Genomic DNA, 18,427 nt, shown 5'->3' with positions numbered 1-18,427 from the left:
GGAGCCGGAGGCGGCGAAGAAGTCGACGCCGGCCTGGGCGGCGACGGCGCGGGCGTGTTGCTGGGTGTGGACGTGCCCGCCGAGGTCGATGGCCAGGCCGGCGAGGACGACCATGGCGAACCCGGTGGTGGCCAGCCAGATACTGACCGACCCCTGCTCGTTCCGCTGCCGGGGGGTCATGTGCGTGCCCGGTAGGTGTCGATGGGTGAGGTGGCGGTGCCGGTGACGGTGGTGGTGCCGGGCAGGCCGGGGATGGCGATGTCGCCCAGGGGGACGGTGCAGGTGATGGTGGCGGTGACCGCGGCTGGGGTGCCGACGGGGGCGCGGAAGCCTCGGGTGTCGACGTCGACGGTGGTGGTGGCGCAGCGCAGGCCTTGGGTGGCCAGGCTCGCGGTGGCGGCGTCACCGGCGGTCCTCGTGGCGGCGGCTTCGGTGCGGGCGATGGAGGCGGTGCGGGCGGCTTCGGTGGCGACGGCGTCGACGGCCTGGCTGGCGACGGCGATCCGTCCCGCGACGATGATCAGGCCCAGGAACAGCACGAACGCGGGCACGCCGATGGCCGCCTCGAGGGCGGCAGAGCCACGCTCGGTGCGGGTGGTCATCGGGTGGTCCGTTCGACGGGGACGCTGGCGGACTGGGTGATGGTGGGGGCCCACCCGGGCAGCACGGACAGGGCGGTGCCGCGCACGGTGATGGTGGCGGTGGTGGCGGTGCGGGACCCGGTGACGCCGGTGACGGTGAGGGAGTCTCCGGCGGTGGCGGCGAGGTAGCCGGTGGCGGTGGTGACGCCGTCGGACCGGGTGCCGTCTTGGGCGCCGGCGGCGCGGGCGCCTTCTTGTGCGGCGGCGATGGCCAGGGTGCGGGCGTGGTAGTGCAGGGCGGCCTGCATCCCGAGGAACATCACGGCGAACAGGACGGGCATGAGCAGGACCATCTGGATGGAGGTCGAGCCGTGTTCGTCCCGCCGCCGGTGGTGGGGGCAGCTGCTCCTGGGGTGGGCACGTGCGGGGGTCATCACTGACCTAAGTGATCTTGGCGGCCTCGGAGGACACGTAGGCGCGGATCGCGAGGACCACGATGCCGACGATGGCGATCATGGCCACGGCCCACAGGACCTGCTCGATGGTGACCGAGCCGCGCTCGGGGCGACGTCGGTGCCGGGCGTGGTCGCTCAGCTGGACCCCGAGGGTGTGGAGGGTGGCGGCGAGGTGGTGCATGGTCGTTCCTTTCGGGTTTCGTTGTGCGGGTTCAGGTTCCGGCGAGGACGCGCAGGAGGGCGGGGGTGACGAGGATGGCGAGGAAGATGACGCCGAGCAGGCTCATGGGGATGGTCATGCGTTCGGCGACCTCATTAGCGCGGGCCTTCTCAGCGGACAGGGCGGCGACGCGCATGGCGGCGGAGCGGGCGCGCAGGGCGTTGTAGACCTGGGTTCCTTCCTCCCCGGACAGGCGCATGATGTCGGCGAGGTCGTCGAGCTCGGGCAGGGCCAGCTCGGTGGCCAGGGCGTGCAGGGACTCCCAGGGGGTCAGGCCGGACCAGCGGGTGCGGGCGAGCTCTTCGCTGAGGCGGTGGAACACCCAGGAGTCGCCGACGGATGCGGCGGCCTCCATGGCCTGGCGTGGTCCGGCGCCGCCGAGGCGTTCGAGGGCGACGAGGTCGATGTACGCGCCGAGCGCGCGGGAGAACTCGGCGCGGGCCCTCTTGGCGTCGTCGCGGGCGTTGTAGTCGGGAAGGAAGAACAGCACGGCCGCGACCAGGAGGCTGCCGATGGCGGGGACGCCGATGTGGATGCCGGCGTCCATGGCGTTGAACAGCACGGTCAGGACCGGGGGGATGGCCAGGCCGAGGAGGGCGTAGAGGATCTTCTCCCCGTAGAAGCGGGTGATCGGGGTGCGCAGGATCGCCAGGTCGCGCTGCGGCGGGCGTCCCCAGATGCCGGGTGGGAGCCGGGTCACGCCCCACTGGCCGAGGCGTTCGGTGGAGCCGCCGGTGGTGGCTGCGATGTCGGTGGTGGTGCGGTGGTAGCGGGCGTGGTCGGGTGAGAGCCGGTCGAGGGTGTCGCGCAGGTCGGGCTGGGCGGGGACGAGGCGCCAGATGAGCAGGGCGATCCCGGCGCCGATGAGGACGCCTGCGGTGATGACCAGCTGGAGCCCGGTGGGGGAGGTCACGGTGTCGCCTCCTGCGTCGTGGGGGCGATAAACCGCGGGAGCTGGCGGCCCACGGCCATGCGCCGCATCCAGACCAGGGTGGCGACGTACAGGCCGAGCAGGGCGACGAGAAGGACCTGCCCCAGGGGTGTGCCGTAAGGGGCGACGTACTGCCCGGACAGGGCCATTAACCCCAGGACGGTGACGGTGATGATGGTGACCCAGCGGGCGGTGGCGCGGGGTTTGGCGCGGTCGGCCTCGACCTCGCGTCGGGCGCGGACGTCGGCGGCGACGGACTCGGCCACACCTTCCAGGACGCTGGCCAGGCCGGCGCCGCGGCGGCGGGCGGCGAGGATGAGGTTGGCGGCCAGGACGTCGCCGGTGGCGTCGTCGAGGTCTTCGGCGAACACCCGCAGCGCCTGCTCGGTGGGCCAACGGGCGCGCAGTCGGGCGGCGAGGCGGGTGACCTCGGGGCGGATCGGTTCCGGGGTGGAGCGGACGGTGGCGATGAGCGCCTGTTCGAGGCCGGCGCCGACGGTGAGGACCCCGGCCAGGGCTCGGGTCCACTCCTCCATGGCCTCGAGCCGGTCGACGTGCGCGGCGGCGGCGGGTGCGGAGAGCAGCGCGGGGATCCCGGCGACGGCTGCGGGGGCGGCGACCAGCGCGATCCACCAGCCGGTGGCGACGGCGATGACGAGCCCGGCCAGGGCGCCTGCGGCGAGGAGGCGCTTGGTCCGCGTGGTCAGCCGGGCCCATGGTGAACGGCGGTGGCGGCGGGGTGCGGGTGGCGGTGGCGTGGTCTTGCGCAGGCCGGCGACGACGCCGAGGGTCCCGGCGACGATGAGGGCTCCGGCCAGCGCGGGCACGACGGCGGTCACGGCGCGCCCTGCCCGTCGCGGTGGTAGGCCTCGACGTCGAACCCGTAGGCGTCAAGGTCCCGGTAGGTGTCGTCCAGGACGTGGGCGGTGGCGACGGCGGTGCCGGGTCGGGCGCGGAAGGCGTGCTGGATTGCGTAGCCCTTCTCCCGCTCTCCGGGGGCGACGGTGATGATTTCCGAGACCCACCGGCGCCGCTGCCACGTGTCGTCCGGTCCGGGGGTGGTGTCGAGGTGGACGTGGACGACGATGTCGATCGCGGAGGCGATGGCGCGGATGGCGTAGTCGTGGGTGACGTGGGGTCCGGCCTCGAGGGCGCAGGTGACGAGCTTGCCGATGGCCCCTTCGGCGGTGCGGGCGTGTGTGGTGGAGATGGATCCGGCGCCGGACTCCATCGCCTTGAGCATGGCGAGGATCTCGTGGCCGCGGACCTCGCCGACGATCTGACGGGAGAGATTGAACCGGAAGGAGTCGAACAGGGCCTCGGAGAGGGTGAACTCGCCGGCCTGGCGGCCGTCGGGTCCGCGTTCGCCGGACCCGGGACGGGCCTCCCACGCGAAGACGATGGGGTGTTGTTCAGGCATCTCGTGCAGGTGCAGCTCGTACTCGGTCTCAAAGGTGCCGATGGCCTCGTGCGGGGGGATCTGCGCGCACAGGGCTCGCACCAGGGTGGTCTTGCCGGCGCCTTGGGCACCGGCGACGACGATGCTGCGCCGCGCCTTGACCGCGGCGGCCAAGAAGGAGGCGGCGACGTCGGTCAGGGTGCCGAGTGCGACGAGGTCGGCAAGGGTGACCCGGTTCAGGCGGTGGCGGCGGATCACCACTGAGGGGCGCGGGGTGACCCACGCTGCGGCGGCGAGGCGGGCACCCCCGTCCAGGCGCAGGTGCAGACGGGGCTGGGCCTCGGAGAACGGGCGGGCGTTGACCTCGCTGCGGGAGGCGAGGAAGACCAGGAAGTCGATCAGCTCACGGTCGCTGTCCGCGACGGCGGGTCCGTCGATGAGCCGGCCGTCGGTGAGCTCGAGGCGGACCTGGTCGTGGCCGGTGATGATGATGTTCTCGACCTGGTCGTCATCGACGAGTGGCTGGAGCCGGCCGAGGCCGAACAGGGCGTCCTCGACCGCGACCGCGGTGACAGCCTGTTCCTGCCGGGACCAGGCGGGCGCGCCCGCGGTGACGCGGTCGGCGGCCTCCGCGTCGAGGAGCTCGGTGATGATGCGGCGCCCCTGCTCGCGCTGCTCGGTCGCGGTGGCGCGGGATCGGTCAGTGCCCAAGCTGGCGGACAGGCTGTCGGAGGCCTGCTGCCGGATCGTCGCGACCAGTCCCCAGTCAACTGCCCCGGTGAAGGGCGTCGGTGCCGGTCGGGCGACCGGGATCCGTTGTGGCGCAGCGACCGTGGTGACCGGTGGTTGACCGGTCAGGGAGAACGTGCCGCGGACCCGTCCGCGGGGCGGCTCCTCAGGGGTGCGGAACAAGGGAAGGTCACTGGGGTCGGGTCCGTGCCCGTTGAGGACTGGTTCGCTCGTCACGACGCACCCCCCGCCGGTGAGGGAGCGAGCAGTGCGGTGTTGGCGCGCACCCTGGCCGTGATGGCGTCCTGCGCGGAGCACAGGGACCGCACGAGGGCCGACCGCTCGAACCGTCCGGGTGGAGTCGCCCCGCGCGAGAACACCGCCGCTGCGGGGTCGTCCCACGCGACCGTCGTGACGACCGGGGCGGTCAGGACTCTGGCGACGTCGCGGGTGGCGTAAGGGCGTCCCTCCCCGACATTGAGGATCCCGAAGGAGTCCGTTGCCCCCTGCGCGGCGAAGGCACTGGCGAGGGTCTGCGCCCAGGACCGGGCGCCGGCCAGAGCGACGAGGTCGGTTCGGGTGACCAGCAGGGCAAGGTCGGCGGCGTGCAACAGGGGGTCCGGTGCGCCGGTCAGGCCGAGGCGGCCGGCGTCGACGATGACGTCCTGGCCCATCGTGTCGAGAGTGGACAGGGCCGCGGCCAGCGGCTGCCACAGGGCCGCGACGGAGCGGGCCTGGCCGTGCGCCCTGGTGCCCGGGATGAAAGTGACGTCACTGTCGGGGATGCGCATCGCGACGGAGGGGATCGCCCCGTGCAGGTCTCCGTCACGATGTGCCAGAACGAGGTCGATCAACGAGTCCGGCGGTGACGCCTGACCACGGAAGTAGCCAGCGAGGATTGCCGACCCTCCGGTCGGGTCGGCCTCCACGAGCAGGACGGGTCGATCCCAGGTCAGGGCCAGCCCCACTGCAGTCGTGGTCACACCGGGCGAGCCGGACGCCGAGGTCAGCACGATGACGGCCACCGCTCAGCGCTCCCGCGAGTCCAGGACGAGCGCGATGTTGCCGGTCGCCGCGCGTGCCGCGAGGTCCGGGGCGTCGCCCACGGGGACCTGCACGGTGATCACCACCTGTCCGTCCTCGTCGTTGACCCGGACCGAGACCACCTCCGCGGACACCGTCACCGGCGGGTCCTCCCCCAGCTCGCCCTGCGCGCCGGGCGTGGACACGACACGGACCCGGTCGCCGGCCATGAGCGGCTCCCCCGGCAGCTGGCCAGGAGGCAGCGCGACACCAACCAGCGACATGCCCGCAGACGGCAGCGTCTGGTCGGCGACCTGGGCGCTCGTCACCAGGGTGCCTGCCGCCAGGTCGGTGGCGGCGCGACGCCCCACCAGCGAGGTCAGCTGCGAGGCGGGAACCGGGCGCAGTGCGGGATCCACACTCACCTGCACCGTCATGAGGTCAGCCGAGGAGATCACCTGACCACGCGCTACCTCCTCGCGCACCGCGACGACGGAACGGGTCGTGGTCGTCGAGGTCCATGCGAACGCCGCCAGCACCCCGCCAAGGCAGATCAGCGCGATGGAGGCCGCGACCAGGGCCGGGCGGCGGCGCAGCCGCGGCGGTGGCGCGACCGGACGCGGACTGGCGGCATGCGCCCCCGTGGTCGCGACATCCGGCGTGGGCCGGTCCGTGTCGATCGCCATGCGTTCTTCCCCTTTCGCGCCGGCGCTACTGGGTGAGCACCTGCGCTTCACCGATGGTCACGACCGCGGTCTCTGAGAACGTCAGCGGGATCGCGCCGCTCTGGCCCATTCCGGTCCAGTCGACCGTCCAGTGCGATGTGGCCCGCACCCGGTACATGCCCTCTTTGCCATACGTATGTCCGCAATCCGGGCTCGACTTCTTCCCGAACTTGTCGCGGTACGGCGTGCCCGCGGAGCGGCACACGACGGTCTCGCCGTCGCCCATCGACCACACCACCTTGGCTACGTGAGCAGTTGCGGTGACCGTGAAGCCACCTGAACCGGCGGTACGAGTCACCGGCCCCCACGTGAGGGCATCGGGCTGCTCCGCCCACATCCACGTCGGCATCCCAACCACCCCAATACGTCCAGGCATCGGTTCGGGCACCATTCCGACACGGATCGCGCGCAGGTTCATGATCGCGACGGCACGACGCGCCAGGTCCCGCGGGTCTGGAGGGGCACCGACACCGGGCGGCTGAGCCGACCAGAACTGGATCACAATGAACCCACCCGGACCTAGCACTGGACGTGCGCAGTCATATATGGCCCCGTCCGTGCGGCCCTCCCACACCGGGTCCGACTTCGGCGGCTGCGGAGTGGCGACCTTGGCGTAGCACTGCCGCGACTGAACCCACCAGCCCACGTCAACCGAACACGGGATCTCCTTCGGTGGCGTCGTGAGTGTAGAAGTGCAGACGGGCCTATTAGGCGGCTTGTCATCACTCGGAGGAGGAGGTGTGCCGGGGTCACCCGGATCGCCAGGGTCTGTAGGAGGGGTTACTACGATGATGACGCACTGACCAGTCTTGGGGTGCGGCTCTTGCCCCGGTGGGCATTGGATCGGCGGCGTGGCGTAAACCGGCGCAGCAGCTGTCATCGCGAAGCCAACGAAAGCCGCAGCGAGGCCTACGAATCGCACGGCTTACCCTTTAAAAGATCCTCGATGACAAAGAATCCATCGGCGGTCTTGTCAACGGTGTACGTGTAGCTCTGCCGGTCTGGACGGCCCGCGGTAACCACGGACTTACCCGCGGCGTCCACAACATCGACGTCCGAGACGTCCACACAGGCGACGACCCGGAAGGAGCGCCCTGAGGCCTTGGTGGCGACACCAGCAACGATTTGCGATGCGCCCACTTGAGTGAGCTTCTTTGCGCGATCCGCGGCGATCGTGGTCTGCCATTGAGCCAACGCTTGGCCTCGGGCGACAGACGCGAGGTCTTCGAGCTTGGTTCTGGGGTCTGTCGACACGGCGTCAATGGCAGCCCAATAGGCAACAACCGCCGCTACCGCCCGCCCACGGTCATCGGTAGGTATGGGGGATGGTGAGGGCCTGGGACTGCTCGAGGCCGCGGTTGAGGTCGACGAGCTACCGGTCGTTGACACCCTAAGGCTCGGCTCACCGGTGTTACACGCGCTCGTTGCGATCACCACGACTGCGCAGATCAGCGCACCAGCGGATCTTCTCCTGCCGCTCATTGACCCTCCCTCCGGTCAATCCCCAAAGCGCCTTCAAGACTCTTGGCGGTCAGATCAGCAGGCCCCCTGCCTTACCTCCGCCGCGCATAGTGCGCTGTCCAGATCTCACCATGGCACGCTGGAGCTGCCAACTGGAAGGCCAACCAGCGTCTGTGGATAACCGCGGCGCAGTCACGGTCCGGTGAGGGAATCGCACGATCACAACGCGTGTGCGGCTGCCGGGCTCTCGTGTTGGGCGGCTGAGCGGTGGTGGCCCACGGATCTCGTGTAAGCGCCGCAGTCAGCGCATTCGGTGAGTTCTGCGGTTTCGTGAAGCCAGCGCTCGACCGTCGAGGGCAGCCAGAGGCTGCGACCTCGCGCAGTGATGAAATCGGGCTCTGGAAGGAAGCCTCTATCTCGCCAATGCAGCACCGTGGGGGTCGTCATCTTGACCCTTGCCGCCACTCCGCCAATGCCCCAGACGCCCTCTGGAAGATGCGAACTGGGCGCGGGAAAGGGTCCAAGTCTCCTGGTATGACGGCGGACTAGTGCTGGCGTGACTCCGCACTCATCCGCGATCGCCCTTATGGTCCTGCGTGCGCGGCGAGCGTTTACCCAGCGCTCAACCTGCTCCATTGAGGGGAAAGGGCCGAACTCCGCTGTGGCAGCCCCCACGAGTTGCCTCGAGACGCCGTGGGCGCAGGCAATCTCCGTGGTGGTCTTCCCTGCCCGGCGCTCCTCGATCCATTGCTGCGTGCGTTCGGCAAGCCTTTCGCTGGATCCTGTGGTTCGTCCCAGCTGCTGCGTCGGACGGGGAAACGGGCCGAAGTTCTTCGTCGCGCGAATGACTGTCTCCTTCGAGACGCCCTCTAGAGACGCGATGTACGCAGCAGACTCCCCTGCGTGGCGGCGAGCCAGCCATTCGAGTGCGCGATTCCTCCCCGCCATGAAAGGCAACCTATCCGGGCGGGACGTTGCTGACTGTTTTTCCACAGCCGGTAGGTGCCGAGACAGTGGCGGCCATGATCCCTCAGGGGACTTCTTGAACGTTCGCTGTCCTCAACGGGATGGCAGCTGGCTTATGGACTTCTACAGGGGTCGCATCCTGCCCGGCTCGCGGAGCCGCTAGCGGATGTTGGCCTCGTCACCTAGGAGTGATCGGAGGATCCGATGAGCAATGCCTTGGCCAACGACAGCCGAGCTCATGACGAGATGATGACCATTGACGAGGCAGCCGAGTACCTTCGCGTCCCCGTGGCGACGATGAGGTACTGGCGCTACTGCAGGACTGGACCGGCAAGTTTCAAGGTGCAGCGCCACGTCCGCTACTGGAGGGGCGACCTCGTTCTCTGGCTGACCGAGCAGGCAAGGGAGTCTCGTACCGGTTCTCCACAGGTTTGAGGCCGTCTGCCCAAGGTGCGCCGAGGCCGGTAACGATGGCGGTCGTGAGGAGGAGGCCGGATGGCTGGCAGCGTCGCGAGGCGTCCTGACGGCAGGTGGCGCGCTCGGCACCGGGATGACACGGGAAGGGAACGGGCTCGACACTTCGACCGCAAGGTTGACGCGCAGCGGTGGCTCGACGAGACCTCCGCATCACTGCTCGGGGGTACCTATGCGGACCCAAAGGCGGGTCGCATTCTCTTCGGTGCGTACTTCGAGGACTGGTCCGCGCGACAGTTGTGGGCTCCGGGGACCGTGAGGGCCATGTCACTCGCCGTGCGATCAGCACCGTTCACGGACAGGCCAATTGGGCGCATTGTGCGCTCCGACCTCGAGTCATGGGTCAAGCACATGGACTCATCCGGGTTGGCGCCGGGCACGGTCAAGACCAGGTTCAACAACGTCAGGACCGTGTTCAGGGCCGCCCTCGCCGACCGGGTGATTGGGACCGACCCGTCAGAGGGGGTCAGACTGCCGCGCCGGCGGCGTGGCGAGATGGCGATGTCGATTCCGACTCCCGAACAGGTCGGGTCGCTGCTGGGCGCAGCAGACGAGCGTTTCCGGACTTTCATCGGTCTGTGCGCCTTCGCTGGGCTTCGCCTTGGCGAGGCAGCTGCGGTGCAGGTGGCCGACCTCGACCTTGTCCGCAAGGAGCTGAGGGTTCGTCGTCAGGTCCAACGCGTCAATGGTGGCAGCGTCGAAATACGGCGTCCGAAGTACGGGTCGGAACGGGTCATCTACCTGGCCGAAGGCCTCACCGAGATGCTGGATCGACACCTTGAGCTGTGCGGGACTCACGGGTCTCAGGGATGGCTCTTTGCTGGGGCAGGAGGTGACCCTCCCCACCAGAACAGCGTGGGTTACTGGTGGCGCAAGACGCAATCGGATGCGGGGATTGGTGGCCTGAAGCTTCACGACCTTCGGCACTTCTACGCCTCGGGCCTGATCGCCTCGGGATGTGATGTCGTCACGGTTCAGCGATCGTTGGGGCATGCGAGTGCCACCACAACGCTGAACACCTACGCGCACCTTTGGCCAAGCGCCGAGGACCGCACCAGGAAGGCGGCCGACTCGATCCTGTCGATGACTGAAGCGGCCGCTTCATGGAAGGCAACGCACTCACCGGACTAGTGCGGGCCGGCTCCGAGGACGACCGTCGCAGACCGATCCGCAGCGGCCAACGGGGATCCTCCCTGAGGGAAGTGCGGACTATTTGCGGACTAGAGGCCGTTTGGCTGCGTTGGCAGGCCTCTGACCTGCACAAATACGCCTGGGTCACACGTTGAAGCGGAACTCCACGACGTCGCCGTCCTGCATGACGTAGTCCTTGCCCTCGATCCGGACCTTGCCGGCCGAGCGGGCGGCGGCCATCGACCCGAGCTCGTCGAGGTCGGAGAAGGACACGATCTCGGCCTTGATGAAGCCGCGCTGGAAGTCGGTGTGGATGACCCCGGCGGCCTGCGGCGCGGTCCAACCCTGCCGGATCGTCCAGGCCCGCGACTCCTTCGGGCCGGCGGTGAGGTAGGTCTGCAGGCCCAGCGTGTGGAAACCGACGCGGGCCAGCTGGTCGAGCCCGGACTCCTCGGCGCCGAAGCCCTGGAGCATCTCGAGGGCGTCCTCGGGGGACATCTCGACGAGGTCCATCTCGAGCTTCGCGTTGAGGAACACCGCGTCCGCCGGCGCGACGAGGGCGGCGAGCCGCTCGTGCAGCGCGGTGTCGGCGAGCTGGTCCTCGTCGAGGTTGAAGACGTAGATGAACGGCTTGGTGGTCAGCAGCCCGAGCCCCGCGGCCAGCGCGAGGTCGACGCCCGCCGCGGCGCCGTGCGCGTAGAGGGTGTGTCCCTCCTCGAGCACCTTCTGGGCCGCGAGCGCGTTGTCGAGGAGCGGCTTGGACTCCTTCTTGATCCGCGCCTCCTTCTCGAGCCGCGCGACCGCCTTGTCGAGGGTCTGCAGGTCGGCGAGGACCAGTTCGGTGTGGATGGTCTCCATGTCGGACTCGGGCGAGACGGCACCGTCGACGTGGACCACGTCACCGTCCTCGAACGCGCGCACCACCTGGCAGATGGCGTCCGCCTCACGGATGTTCGCGAGGAACTTGTTGCCCAGCCCCTCGCCCTCCGAGGCGCCGCGGACGATGCCGGCGATGTCGACGAAGGAGACCGTGGCGGGGAGGCGCTTCTCGGGGCCGAGGAGCTCGGCGAGCCGCTGGAGGCGCTCGTCGGGCAGCGGGACGACGCCGACGTTGGGCTCGATCGTCGCGAACGGGTAGTTCGCCGCGAGGACGTCGTTCTTCGTCAGGGCGTTGAACATCGTCGACTTGCCGACGTTCGGCAGCCCGACGATCCCGATGGTGAGCGCCACGGCGCGTCCTCTCTACCGACCACGAGTGGGTGCGCCGACCCGTGGCCGGCGCGACCACCCATCGTGCCGCACCGGGGTGGGGCGGGCGAAATCGCCGCGGTCACGCGCCGCACAGGGGCCTACGACGGGCCGACGACACGGAGCGGCTGCGGTCACGCTGTCGCCGCACGGCCGGCGCACCGGCGACGGCTGCGTGTCGTCCGCCGGGCCGCCGACAACCGCCCGCTCAGCCGGCGACCAGGCCGTCCTCGAGGTACAGGGTCTCCCCCGGCGTCCATCCCGCGACCGAGGCGAGCATCCGGGAGGTGTAGGGGGCGACGTGGTCACCGGTGTCGCGGGGGTCGACCCAGTGCGCGTCGGCGATCTCGCGACGGAGGAACCGGGCGGGGTCGAGCTCGCCGTCGAAGACCCCGAGGTCGAAGAGGAAGAGGTGCGCGTCGTCCCAGCCTCGCCACGGCGGGAGCCAGTTGACCGCGACGAGCCCCCCGACGGTGACCTCGAGCCCGAGCTCCTCGTCGACCTCGCGGGCGACGGTGGTGGCCGGCGGCTCGCCCGGGTCGACGACGCCGCCGGGCAGGTCCCACTCCTTCTTGTAGGTCAGCGCGCAGAGGAGCACCTCACCGGCCGGGTTGCGCAGCAGGCCCTGGGCGATGTTGCGCTTCTTCGGTAGCCGGTTGTTCAGGATGGCGATCCGGCGGAGGCGCTCGGCCTCGGTCTCCTCGCGTCGCGCCATGCCGGCGACCCTACGCGGTCGAGGTGACGACCCGGCCGCCGAGCCGCTCGCGGCCCGGGTTGCCGGGCGCTGTCGGTGGTCGCTGGGATCGTCTGGTCCATGGACGGGATGGTGTGGGGCGTGGCGGGGCTGGTCGTCGGCGTGCTCGGGGCCTGGGCGGTGGCACGCCTCGTGCACCGAGCCGCGGTGGCCGGCGTCGAGACCGAGCGCGACCTGCTCCGTGAGCGGGTCCTCGACCTCGAGACCTCCCTCGCCGAGGACATGGAGACCGCCGCCCTGCTCGCCCCGCTCAAGGACGCGCTCGTGCGGGTCGAGGAGCACGTCGGCGTCCTCGAGCGCGACCGGGCCCAGCAGTACGGCTCGCTGCGGGCACTGCTCGCACGGGTCGAGGCCGAGACCCAGGGCCTGGGGCGCGCCACGGCCTCGCTGGCCGGCTCGCTGCGCTCCTCCTCGGTCCGCGGGGCCTGGGGCGAGGTGCAGCTGCGCCGGGTCCTCGAGGTCTCCGGGATGCTCCCCCGCTGCGACTTCGACGAGCAGGTCGGTGCGGTCTCCGGCCACGAGCGGCGGGTCCGCCCCGACGTCGTCGTCCGACTGCCGGGCGGCAAGTCGCTGGTCGTCGACGCCAAGGCCCCGATGACGCACTTCCTCGACGCCCAGGCCGACGACCTCCCGGACGACGAGCGGGTGGCCCTCCTGCGCCGCCACGCCGACTCCCTCGCCGGGCACGTCGCGACACTGGCCGGCAAGGAGTACTGGTCGGCGTTCCGCGACGGTCCCGAGATGGTCGTCTGCTTCGTCCCCAGCGACGCGATGCTCGCCGCCGCGCTCGCCGCCCAGCCGGGCCTGCACGAGAAGGGGCTCGCGCAGCGGGTCGTCCTCGTCGGTCCGGGGTCACTGCTGGCGCTGATGCGCACCGTCGCCTTCACGTGGCAGCAGGACGCCCTCTCGCAGAGCGCCCGCGAGCTGCTCGACCTCGGTCGCGAGCTCTACGAGCGGCTCGGCACGCTCGGCGGGCACACCGCGAAGGTCGGCCGGTCCCTGCAGTCGAGCGTCGAGGCCTACAACGCGATGGTCGGCGCGCTCGAGTCCCGGGTCCTCGTCACCGCCCGGCGGATGCGCGACCTCGAGGTGGTCACCGCCGAGCTCGACGTCCTCGAGCCGGTGCACACCGGGCCGCGCCCGCTCACCGCCCAGGAGCTCATCGACGCCGTCACCGCCGACGACGCCCGCCCCGAGCTGCCGCTCGGCCTCGGCACGCCCGCTCCGCCCGAGCAGCGGCGGGACGTGGGATGAGCGGGAGGCCGCACCGAGCCCTCACGGCGGCCGGCTACGGCGCGACCGCTCTGGCGACAGCGGGGGTCGTGCTCGCGAAGCAACCGCCGGCGCTGGCCCGGCTCCTGTCCCGGCAGCAGCACGTCGTGTTCCAGGTGCGCACCCGCTCCCCCGGGGTCGCGCTGACCTTCGACGACGGCCCGCACCCGACGCTCACCCCGCGCATCCTCGAGGTGCTCGCCCGGCACGACGCCCGGGCCACGTTCTTCCTCCTCGGCTCCCGGGTCGAGGACCATCCCGCGGCGGCGCGGGCGGTCGTCGACGCGGGCCACGAGGTGGGCAACCACGGCTGGGCCGACGAGCCGGCCGTGCTGCAGCCGACGGAGGCCTACCGGCGGGACCTCGAACGCACCTCGGCCGCCGTCGCCGCCGCGACGGGCGTGCGGCCCACCCTGACCCGGCCGGGGTCGGGCGTCGTCCGGCCGGCCCAGGTGCGCGTGGCGACGTCGCTGGGGATGCGCACGGTCCTCGGCTCGGTCGCCGTGCCGGACGCCGAGGTCCGCGACGTCGGGGTGGCCGCGCGGTTCGTCCTGGACCGCGTGCAGCCCGGCTCGGTCGTCGTCCTTCACGAGGGCGTCGGAGCCCGGCACCGGGTCGTCGACCTCCTCGAGCTCCTGCTCCCCGAGCTGGATCGCCGCGGCCACCGGTCGCGCACGGTCAGCGACCTCCTGGGCGGATGACGACCCCCGGCGCCGCGCGTCAGAGCTCGATCTCGTAGTGGTAGGCCGTCGGACCGCCCGGGCCCTCGGTCGCGTGCAGGCCCGCGCTCTCGTACAGCGCCCGCGCCTCGACGTCGTCCTCGCTCGTCGACAGGTCGAGCAGGTCGCATCCCCGCCCACGCGCCCGCTCGAGGCATCCGAGGAGGAGGGCCCGGCCGAGCCCCTGCCGTCGGGCCGACGGGTCGACCCAGAGCTCGGCGAGGTAGGCCTCGTCGGCCGGCGACCACAGTGACGGCCGGTAGCGGATGACCGCCACGCCGGCACCGGGCGCGACGAGGACGTCGGTGTCGCCGCGCCCGACGAGCTCGGCTAGCCGGGAGGCCAGCGCGTCCGGGCCGGGCGACGGGTCGTCGTAGGCCGTGTTGAAGGCGTGCAGCAGCCGGCCCGCGTCGGCGAGCGCCTCGGGTGTCGTCGCGAGTGCGACCCGCTCGTCCATCCCTGTGACTCCGAGAGGCGTCAGTGCAGGGAGCCGGCCTCGGCGAACGAGCCGTCGTGGCGCATCTTGTCCGACATGCCGGCCGCCTTGAGGTCGCGCCGGATCTCGTTGGGCAGGGCGAACATCAGCGACTCCTCGGCGGCGACGACGGGTCGCACGTCGGCGTAGCCGCGCTCGGCGAGGTAGTCGAGCACCCCGCGGACGAGGATCTCGGGGACCGACGCGCCGGAGGTGACCCCCACGGTCGTCACACCCTCGAGCCACGCCTCGTCGATCTCGTCCGCGTAGTCGACGAGATGGCCTGCGCGCGAACCGTGCTCGAGCGCGACCTCGACGAGTCGCACCGAGTTCGAGGAGTTGCGCGAGCCGACGACGAGCATGAGGTCGCAGTCGGCCGCCATCTCCTTGACCGCGAGCTGCCGGTTCTGGGTGGCGTAGCAGATGTCGTCGCTCGGCGGGTCCTGGAGGTGGGGGAACCGCTCGCGCAGCCGACGCACCGTCTCCATCGTCTCGTCGACCGAGAGCGTCGTCTGGGAGAGCCACACGACCTTCTCGGGGTCGCGGACGGTGACGTTCTCGACGTCGTCCGGACCGTCGACGAGCTGGATGTGCTCCGGCGCCTCGCCGGAGGTGCCGATGACCTCCTCGTGGCCCTCGTGGCCGATGAGCAGGATGTCGTGGTCGCTGTCTGCGAACCGGACCGCCTCGCGGTGGACCTTGGTGACGAGCGGGCAGGTGGCGTCGATGGTGCGCAGGTTCAGCGCCCGGGCCTCCTCGTGGACGACCGGCGCCACGCCGTGCGCCGAGAAGACGACGGTCGCGCCCTCGGGCACCTCGTCGGTCTCGTCGACGAAGATCGCGCCGCGCTGCTCGAGCGTCGTGACGACGTGCTTGTTGTGGACGATCTGCTTGCGCACGTAGACGGGCGGCCCGTAGAGCTCGAGGGCCTTCTCGACGGTGACGACGGCCCGGTCGACGCCGGCGCAGTAGCCGCGGGGGGCCGCGAGGAGCACGCGCTGGGTGGTCTCAGGCATGCCTCCATCGTAGGTCGGTGGCGGGTGAGACCCGAATCGCCCGCCGCGTCCCCGACGGTGGTGGCGCCTAGGGTTCCTCCATGAGCACCCCGGCGAGACCCCCGCTGCCGGAGCGGGCGGCCGACACGAGCGCCGAGCACCCCTGGCCGGTGCGGCTGCTGTCGATGAAGATCGGCGAGTACGTCGAGAAGATGTCGGTGCTCTGGGTCGAGGGGCAGGTCGTCCAGCTGACCCGCCGGCCCGGCGCCCGCACCGCCTACCTCACCCTGCGCGACCCGGACGTCGACATGAGCCTCTCGTGCTCGGTGCACGTCAACGCCCTCGACGCGATGCCGGGGCCGCTCAGCGAGGGCGCGCGCGTCGTCCTCCAGGCCAAGCCGGCGTTCTGGAGCCAGCGTGGCTCGCTCGTCCTCGATGCCCGTCAGATCCGTCCGGTCGGGGTCGGCGAGCTCCTCGCGCGGCTCGAGTACCTCAAGCGGCACCTCGCCCAGGAGGGTCTCTTCGACGCCGACCGCAAGCGGCCGCTGCCGTTCCTGCCCCGGCGCATCGGGCTGGTCTGCGGGCGGGCCAGCGCGGCGGAGAAGGACGTCGTCGAGAACACGCTGCGCCGCTGGCCGAGTGCGCGGTTCGAGATCCGTGCGGTGGCCGTGCAGGGCGGCAACGCCGTCACCGAGGTGACCGCGGCGCTCGCAGAGCTCGACGCCCACCCGGAGGTCGACGTCGTCGTCATCGCTCGGGGCGGGGGCGGCGTCGAGGACCTCCTCCCGTTCTCCAACGAGACGATGGTGCGCGCAGTCGCCGCCGCGACGACCCCGGTGGTCAGCGCCATCGGCCACGACGTCGACACCCCGCTCCTCGACCTCGTCGCCGACCACCGGGCCTCCACCCCCACGGACGCCGCGAAGGCGATCGTCCCGGACGCCGAGGCCGAGCGGCGTGGGCTGCTCGGGGCGCGGGAGCGGGGCCACCGGGCGCTGGCCGGCCGGCTGCACCACGAGCGGCGCCGGCTCACCGAGCTGTCGAGCCGTCCGGTGCTCGCCGACAAGGGCGCGTTCCTGCGGGCGCAGCGCGAGGTCGTCGAGGTGCTGAGGGCGCGGGCGCGCCAACGGGTCGAGGTCGGCCTGCACCGCCAGCGTGACCGCGTCGAGCACCTGCGGGCCCAGGCGCGCACCCTCTCGCCGCAGTCCACCCTCGACCGTGGGTACGCCGTCGTGCAGCAGGTCGGCGGGGGCCTCGTCACCGACCCCACGACCCTGGCCGCCGACGAGCTGCTCCGGGTCCGGGTGGCGCGCGGCGACTTCGGGGTACGGGTCGTCGGGCCCGCCCGTCGGTAGGCTCACGGCATGGCGAAGAGCACCCCGGAGCCCGAGGCCGCCCCGAACGCCGACGTCGCCGGGCTCGGCTACGAGCAGGCCCGCGACGAGCTCGTCGACATCGTCGCCCGGCTCGAGAGCGGGCAGGTGGGCATCGAGGACAGCATGGTGCTCTGGGAGCGAGGCGAGGCCCTGGCCGCCCACTGCGCCCAGTGGCTCGACCGCGCCGAGGAGCGCATCGCCGAGCCCGAGGCCTGAGCCGTCGGGCCCGGCGCACGCACCGTCCTGGCGGCGGTCAGCCCTCGCCGCGCAGCGCGTACGTGAGGATGACGTTGCCGGCGGAGGTCTTGACGGCGTCGAGGAGCTCGAGCCGGGTCACCGGCACCGAGTCGTCGAACAGCCGCCTGCCGGTGCCGACCACCGGGTGCGTCGTGAGGATGAGCCGGTCGACGACGCCGGCGAGGAAGAGCGAGCGGACGGTCTCGACGCCGCCGCCGACCGAGATGTCGCCCTCGCCCTGCTCGCGCAGCCCGCGGACGTACTCGACCGGGTCGCCCTCGATGCGGGTGCTGTTCCAGCCGAGGTCGCCGTCGAGCGTGCTCGTGACGACGTGCTTGCGCAGCGGGTTGATGAACTGGGCGAAGGGGTCGTCGGCGGGGGCGGAGGGCCAGAACTCGGACCACTCCTGGAAGAGCTTGTGGCCGAGGACCATGTCGGTCACGGGACCGATGACCCGGCCCATGAGCTCGCCCTCCTCCGGGCCGAAGGCGCCGAACTGCCACTGGTCGGGAGACTCGGTGACGCCGTTGACGGAGTTGAACAGGTGGGCGGTGACGAGACGGGACACGGGGTGCTCCTGGGGGTCGCAGGTGTTGTCGCCATGATGGACCCGGGAGGCAAGCGGAACTCATCGGAGCAGGTGGTGAGGCCGGTACGGGCCCGTGTGACGCGAGGGTCTCGAGTGACGAAAGGCGTTGTGCTGCAGTAACTTGCCTGTGGACGACGGGGATGGCCTGTCGGTGGCCACCGGTAGACTCGGGGCATGGACAGGGGGCAGCTCAGCAGCCGCATCGCGGCACTCCGCAAAGAGTGTTCGCGGCTGGGTCGTGAGCTGGCCGAGGGCGGTCTCGGGTTGTCGATGACGGACGCGTTCGAGGTCGCGGGCGAGCTGCAGGGGCTGGTCAACGCGGCCGAGGGTGCGCAGGGTGTCGCGGCCGCGTTCGGGGCCAGGGTGGAGACGACGATGCGGGAGTCCGGTCCGTGGGAGCGGGTGCACCCGCTGGGGTTCGTGGACGCGATGGCGGCGACGGAGATGGCGTTGGTGACCGGGCTGACCGAGGGGCTGGCCGGTCGCAAGGCCGCGCTCGGTGCGGCGCTGGCGGAGCGCTTCCCGAAGGCCCGAGCCCTGCTGATCGCCGGTGAGGTGGCTGCCGCGAACGCGCAGAAGGTCGTCGACGCGTGCGCCGGCCTCGACGTCGAGGCGTGCCTGCGGGTGGATGCCGAGCTGGCGGGCCGGCTGGGGTCGATGGACCCGG

At 71.2% G+C, this 18,427-nt stretch carries 21 protein-coding genes and 1 pseudogene; 6 read left to right on the top strand and 16 right to left on the bottom strand.

The features are described from left to right. The 11 genes and pseudogenes from PKA89_RS03165 to PKA89_RS03115 all read right to left on the bottom strand — a co-directional run. Window positions 1–180 (bottom strand): annotated as a pseudogene (locus tag PKA89_RS03165) (hypothetical protein); the annotation flags it as partial. Further along, the gene (locus tag PKA89_RS03160) at window positions 177–602 is read right to left on the bottom strand and encodes a TadE/TadG family type IV pilus assembly protein (protein ID WP_324416530.1); all 426 of its coding nucleotides are present in this window, start codon (window positions 600–602) and stop codon (window positions 177–179) included. The gene PKA89_RS03160 and the pseudogene PKA89_RS03165, both read right to left, overlap by 4 nt. Beyond that, a complete protein-coding gene (locus tag PKA89_RS03155; RefSeq protein WP_324416528.1) occupies window positions 599–1,015 on the bottom strand; it encodes a TadE family protein in 417 nt (138 codons plus the stop codon). Before PKA89_RS03155 ends, PKA89_RS03160 begins: the two co-directional genes overlap by 4 nt. A gap of 7 nt (window positions 1,016–1,022) precedes the next feature. Then, window positions 1,023–1,217 carry a hypothetical protein gene (locus tag PKA89_RS03150; RefSeq protein WP_324416526.1) on the bottom strand — a complete coding sequence of 65 codons (195 nt, stop codon included), beginning with the start codon at window positions 1,215–1,217 and terminating at the stop codon, window positions 1,023–1,025. 31 nt (window positions 1,218–1,248) lie between these two features. Next, window positions 1,249–2,169, bottom strand: a complete 921-nt coding sequence (locus tag PKA89_RS03145; RefSeq protein ID WP_324416524.1) for a type II secretion system F family protein — start codon at window positions 2,167–2,169, stop codon at window positions 1,249–1,251. Further along, window positions 2,166–3,026, bottom strand: coding sequence for a type II secretion system F family protein (locus PKA89_RS03140; protein ID WP_324416522.1), 861 nt, complete (start codon window positions 3,024–3,026; stop codon window positions 2,166–2,168). Before PKA89_RS03140 ends, PKA89_RS03145 begins: the two co-directional genes overlap by 4 nt. Further along, on the bottom strand, window positions 3,023–4,297 hold the full coding sequence (locus tag PKA89_RS03135) for an ATPase, T2SS/T4P/T4SS family (protein ID WP_324416520.1): 1,275 nt from the start codon (window positions 4,295–4,297) through the stop codon (window positions 3,023–3,025). The genes PKA89_RS03140 and PKA89_RS03135 overlap by 4 nt, the downstream gene beginning before the upstream one ends. Before the next feature lie 251 nt (window positions 4,298–4,548). Next, window positions 4,549–5,106 (bottom strand): hypothetical protein, encoded by a 558-nt coding sequence (locus PKA89_RS03130; RefSeq protein WP_324416518.1) that lies wholly within the window; start codon window positions 5,104–5,106, stop codon window positions 4,549–4,551. Window positions 5,107–5,343: 237 nt separating this feature from the next. Beyond that, the gene (locus PKA89_RS03125) at window positions 5,344–6,024 is read right to left on the bottom strand and encodes an SAF domain-containing protein (protein ID WP_324416517.1); all 681 of its coding nucleotides are present in this window, start codon (window positions 6,022–6,024) and stop codon (window positions 5,344–5,346) included. A 25-nt stretch (window positions 6,025–6,049) separates the two neighbouring features. Continuing rightward, window positions 6,050–6,565: a hypothetical protein gene (locus PKA89_RS03120; RefSeq protein WP_324416516.1), complete on the bottom strand. Its 516-nt coding sequence runs from the start codon at window positions 6,563–6,565 to the stop codon at window positions 6,050–6,052. Between the two features lie 407 nt (window positions 6,566–6,972). Next, window positions 6,973–7,317 (bottom strand): hypothetical protein, encoded by a 345-nt coding sequence (locus PKA89_RS03115; protein WP_324416515.1) that lies wholly within the window; start codon window positions 7,315–7,317, stop codon window positions 6,973–6,975. Window positions 7,318–9,228: 1,911 nt separating this feature from the next. Between PKA89_RS03115 and PKA89_RS03110 the strand changes: the two genes are divergently transcribed. Beyond that, window positions 9,229–10,095: a site-specific integrase gene (locus tag PKA89_RS03110; protein WP_324416514.1), complete on the top strand. Its 867-nt coding sequence runs from the start codon at window positions 9,229–9,231 to the stop codon at window positions 10,093–10,095. A 144-nt stretch (window positions 10,096–10,239) separates the two neighbouring features. On the opposite strand, the gene ychF is transcribed toward PKA89_RS03110, so the two are convergent. Further along, on the bottom strand, window positions 10,240–11,325 hold the full coding sequence (gene ychF, locus PKA89_RS03105) for a redox-regulated ATPase YchF (protein WP_324416513.1): 1,086 nt from the start codon (window positions 11,323–11,325) through the stop codon (window positions 10,240–10,242). A 226-nt stretch (window positions 11,326–11,551) separates the two neighbouring features. Beyond that, a complete protein-coding gene (locus PKA89_RS03100) occupies window positions 11,552–12,058 on the bottom strand; it encodes an NUDIX hydrolase (protein ID WP_324416512.1) in 507 nt (168 codons plus the stop codon). A gap of 99 nt (window positions 12,059–12,157) precedes the next feature. Here PKA89_RS03100 and PKA89_RS03095 point away from each other — a divergent pair, with 99 nt between their 5' ends. Together PKA89_RS03095 and PKA89_RS03090 are read left to right on the top strand one after the other, a co-directional pair. Then, entirely contained in the window at window positions 12,158–13,351 is a 1,194-nt protein-coding gene (locus tag PKA89_RS03095; RefSeq protein ID WP_324416511.1) for a DNA recombination protein RmuC, read from the top strand. Next, window positions 13,348–14,070, top strand: a complete 723-nt coding sequence (locus tag PKA89_RS03090) for a polysaccharide deacetylase family protein (protein WP_324416510.1) — start codon at window positions 13,348–13,350, stop codon at window positions 14,068–14,070. The genes PKA89_RS03095 and PKA89_RS03090 overlap by 4 nt, the downstream gene beginning before the upstream one ends. A gap of 19 nt (window positions 14,071–14,089) precedes the next feature. Here PKA89_RS03090 and PKA89_RS03085 read toward each other — a convergent pair whose 3' ends face one another. Both PKA89_RS03085 and PKA89_RS03080 read right to left on the bottom strand, forming a co-directional pair. Continuing rightward, on the bottom strand, window positions 14,090–14,545 hold the full coding sequence (locus PKA89_RS03085; RefSeq protein WP_324416509.1) for a GNAT family N-acetyltransferase: 456 nt from the start codon (window positions 14,543–14,545) through the stop codon (window positions 14,090–14,092). Between the two features lie 20 nt (window positions 14,546–14,565). Further along, window positions 14,566–15,579: a 4-hydroxy-3-methylbut-2-enyl diphosphate reductase gene (locus PKA89_RS03080; RefSeq protein WP_324416507.1), complete on the bottom strand. Its 1,014-nt coding sequence runs from the start codon at window positions 15,577–15,579 to the stop codon at window positions 14,566–14,568. Window positions 15,580–15,659: 80 nt separating this feature from the next. Here PKA89_RS03080 and xseA point away from each other — a divergent pair, with 80 nt between their 5' ends. Together xseA and PKA89_RS03070 are read left to right on the top strand one after the other, a co-directional pair. Further along, entirely contained in the window at window positions 15,660–16,913 is a 1,254-nt protein-coding gene (gene xseA, locus PKA89_RS03075; protein WP_324416505.1) for an exodeoxyribonuclease VII large subunit, read from the top strand. A 9-nt stretch (window positions 16,914–16,922) separates the two neighbouring features. Then, window positions 16,923–17,150, top strand: coding sequence for an exodeoxyribonuclease VII small subunit (locus tag PKA89_RS03070; protein WP_324416503.1), 228 nt, complete (start codon window positions 16,923–16,925; stop codon window positions 17,148–17,150). Between the two features lie 37 nt (window positions 17,151–17,187). Here the strand turns inward: PKA89_RS03070 and PKA89_RS03065 are convergent, their stop codons facing one another. Then, entirely contained in the window at window positions 17,188–17,739 is a 552-nt protein-coding gene (locus PKA89_RS03065; RefSeq protein WP_324416501.1) for a dihydrofolate reductase family protein, read from the bottom strand. A 195-nt stretch (window positions 17,740–17,934) separates the two neighbouring features. Here PKA89_RS03065 and PKA89_RS03060 point away from each other — a divergent pair. Further along, window positions 17,935–18,427, top strand: a 493-nt coding sequence (locus PKA89_RS03060; protein WP_324416499.1) for a hypothetical protein, incomplete at its 3' end; no start/stop codon positions are given.

It is taken from the genome of Phycicoccus sp. (assembly GCF_035325325.1).
Lineage (GTDB): Bacteria > Actinomycetota > Actinomycetes > Actinomycetales > Dermatophilaceae > Phycicoccus.
The sequence above is the reverse complement of the archived record's forward strand: the minus strand, read 5'-3'. Positions and strand labels throughout refer to the sequence as shown.